We start from the raw sequence: 3,182 nt of genomic DNA on the forward strand, positions 1-3,182 counted from the left end.
CATGGTGGCCTTCAGGGACCGTCGAGGTGTCTGGACCGGGCGAAATGGCCGACGGTGTCTGTCCGGGGCGGTCCCGATTGTCGGCTTGGCGAACCGGTACCCGACAAGAGGAGTTCGCCCATGTCCCCACCAGACCGGCCGACTCGGCGCGGTGCGGCGTTGACGCTGCTCTGCACGGCGAACTTCATGGTCATCCTGGACTCGCAGATCGTCATACTGGCACTGCCGTCGATCGAACAGGACCTGTCACTCACCCCGGTCGGCACGCAGTGGGTGCTGAGCGCGTACCTGCTCAGTTTCGGCGGGCTGCTGCTGCTCGGCGGCCGGGTGGCGGATCTGCTCGGCGGGCGGCGGGTGTTCCTGATCGGCACCACGCTGTTCCTGCTCACTTCGCTGGCCTGCGGGTTCGCGCCCACCGGCGGGCTGCTGATCGCCGCGCGCGTGCTGCAGGGCGTGTCCGCGGCGATGATGGCGCCGAGCGCGCTGGCGATCCTGATGACGACGTTCCCCGAGGGCGCCGGACGCACTCGCGCGCTGGCCGTCTGGTCGGGTGTCGGCGGATTCGGCGGCACGACCGCGCTGCTCGTCGGCGGCGGGGTCACCGGCTGGCTCGGGTGGGCGTGGATCTTCTTCCTGAACGTCCCGGTGGCTGGACTGCTGCTCACATTGGGCCCGGGCGTGCTGGCCGAGAGCCGGGGCAGCGGCCGCGGCTACGACCCGGCCGGGGCACTCACGATCACCGCGGCGCTCGCGTTGGCCGTCTACGCCGTCGTGCAAGCTCCGGAGGCGGGCTGGACGAGCCTCCGGACACTGGGTCTGCTGGCCGGGACAGCTGTCCTGCTCGCGGTGTTCGTCGCGATCGAGCGGCGGTCGGCGGCGCCGCTGATCCCGCTGCGGCTCTTCCGGTCGCGGGCGCTCACCGGGGGCAACCTGGTGATGCTCCTCGCCGCGATGTGCGCGTTCGGGCTCTCGTTCACCGTTTCGGTCTACGCGCAGGAGGTGCTCGGGTACTCGCCGCTGCTGTTCGGGGTCAGCACCGCCGTGTTGCCGCTGGGTGCCGTCGTGGGCGCTTACGCAGCGCAAGCGTTGATCACGCCTTGGGGTTACCGGATCGTGGCCGTGACCGGGATGGTGCTGCTCGGGTCCGGGGCTCTGCTGCTGTCCCAGGCGTCCCCCGGCGGGACGTTCTTCGGCGAGCTGTTCCCCGGGCTGCTGGTGTTCGGGCTCGGACTCGGCGGCAGCGCGGTCGCGGGACCGGTCGCGGCGCTGTCCGGGGTCCGTACGGAGGACTCGGGACTCGCGTCGGGGGTCACCACGGCGGCGTTCCAGGTCGGTGGCGCCCTGGGGGTCGCCATCGTCTCGACGGTCGCCGCGAGCAGGCCGCTGCTCGACGGGATCTCCGCCGGATTCACCGTCGTCGGCGGATTCGCGGTGCTCGGGCTGGCCGTCGCGACGATCCTGCTGGGCCGGGAGCGGGCTGTCGACTTCCCCCGGACCGCTGCACGGAGTAATGCTGACCACTAGAGGAGGAACCATGCGCTACCTGATGCTGATCTGCGGCACCGAATCCCCGGACACCCCGGTGGACCTGGAGGAGGATCTCGACGAAGACACCACCGACTGGGCCGCGGAGATGGGCCGTCGCGGCGTGCGCGAGCAGGGCAGCCGGCTGCGGCCGACCAGCACCGCCACCACGATCCGGACGGAGAACGGCGAGCTGCTGGTCTCGGACGGGCCGTTCGCCGAGACCAAGGAGCAGATCCTCGGGTTCGACCTGATCGAGTGTGCCGACCTCGACGAGGCCATCGAGGTCGCGTCGCGGCACCCGGTGGTCAAGAGCCTGGGCGGGACGATCGAGGTGCGGCCCCTTTGGCCGACGTGACCGGAGACGCCGAAACCCTGGCCACGCTCGACGCGGTTTTCCGCGAGGAGCGTGGCCAGGTCGTCGCCACCCTGATCCGGCTGACCGGCGACTGGGACCTGGCCGAGGAGTGCACGCAGGAGTCGCTCGCGAAGGCCCTCGAGCACTGGCCCGCCGACGGCATCCCGCGCAAACCCGGCGCCTGGCTGACCACCACCGCCCGCAACCACGCGCTGAACCGCTTGCGGCGCAAGGAAACCGAGTTCGCGAAGCTGCGCGAGGTGGCGTCGCTCGCGCAGCTGAAGGACCACGACGACGTCGACCAGAGCGGGATCGTCGACGACCGGCTGCGGCTCATCTTCACCTGCTGCCATCCGGCACTGCCGCTGGACGGGCGGGTGGCGCTGACGTTGCGGACGCTCACCGGGCTGACCACGGCCGAGATCGCGCACGCCTTCCTCGTCTCCGAAGCGACGATGTCGCAACGCCTGGTCCGCACCAAGCGCAAGATCCGCGACGCGGGGATCCCGTACCGCGTGCCACCGCCGCACCTGCTGCCGGAGCGCGTCAACGGGGTGCTCGGTGTGCTGTACCTGCTGTTCAACGAGGGTTACGCCGCGAGCACCGGCGAGCACCCGACGCGGCACGAGCTGTGCGCCGAAGCCGTGTACCTCACACGCACGCTGGCCCGGCTGATGCCCGGCGAGCCCGAGATCCTCGGCCTGCTCGCGCTCATGCTGCTGCAGGACTCCCGCCGTTCGGCCCGGCAGGACGAAGCGGGCGAACTGGTGCTGCTGGAGGACCAGGACCGCGGGCGGTGGGACGCCGCGGCCATCGCCGAGGGCGTGGAGCTGCTCGACGTCGCGATGAAGCTCGAAGCGCCCGGCCCGTACCAGATCCAGGCGGCCATCGCGGCCTGTCACGCGACCGCGCGGACGGCAGCCGAGACCGACTGGCCGCAGATCGCCGCGCTGTACACCCGGCTGGCCCAGCTGGTGCCCTCGGCGGTCGTCGAGCTGAACCGGGCGGTGGCGGTGGCCATGGCGGAAGGCCCGGCGGCCGGGCTCACACTGGTCGAGGCACTGGCGGCGTCCGGACGGCTGGACGGCTACCACCTGCTCCCGGCCACCAGGGCCGAGCTGCTCCGGCGGCTCGACCGGCGCAGCGAGGCCGCCGAGGGCTTCCGCGAGGCGCTGGAACTCGCGCGAAACCCCGCCGAGCGCAACCACCTGGCCCGTCGCCTCGCCGAGGTGACCCACCCCCGTGCCCCTCACTCCCGCTTCGACGGCCCCTGAAGGCCACCATGACGGCGGTTTACGCC

The 3,182-nt window shown here is 71.7% G+C and carries 3 protein-coding genes; all 3 read left to right on the plus strand.

Annotation, left to right across the window (positions count from 1 at the left end; genetic code table 11):
• Window positions 1-120 precede the first annotated feature (120 nt).
• From QMK34_RS25315 to QMK34_RS25325, 3 genes are read left to right on the plus strand one after another with little or no spacing between them, the layout of a single operon-like run.
• Entirely contained in the window at window positions 121-1,524 is a 1,404-nt protein-coding gene (locus QMK34_RS25315; protein WP_326416839.1) for an MFS transporter, read from the plus strand.
• Window positions 1,525-1,534: 10 nt separating this feature from the next.
• Window positions 1,535-1,882, plus strand: coding sequence for a YciI family protein (locus QMK34_RS25320; protein WP_326416840.1), 348 nt, complete (start codon window positions 1,535-1,537; stop codon window positions 1,880-1,882).
• Entirely contained in the window at window positions 1,879-3,156 is a 1,278-nt protein-coding gene (locus tag QMK34_RS25325) for an RNA polymerase sigma factor (protein WP_442785214.1), read from the plus strand. Before QMK34_RS25320 ends, QMK34_RS25325 begins: the two co-directional genes overlap by 4 nt.
• The last annotated feature ends 26 nt before the right edge of the window (window positions 3,157-3,182 follow it).

Origin of the sequence: Amycolatopsis sp. H20-H5 (genome assembly GCF_035828755.1) — a bacterium.
Classification (GTDB): Bacteria; Actinomycetota; Actinomycetes; order Mycobacteriales; family Pseudonocardiaceae; genus Amycolatopsis.

Bases quoted from the DNA above. Each gene is read 5' to 3' on its own strand.
- QMK34_RS25315 (WP_326416839.1), top strand. From the start codon at position 121: ATGTCCCCACCAGACCGGCCGACTCGGCGCGGTGCGGCGTTGACGCTG.
- QMK34_RS25320 (WP_326416840.1), top strand. From the start codon at position 1,535: ATGCGCTACCTGATGCTGATCTGCGGCACCGAATCCCCGGACACCCCG.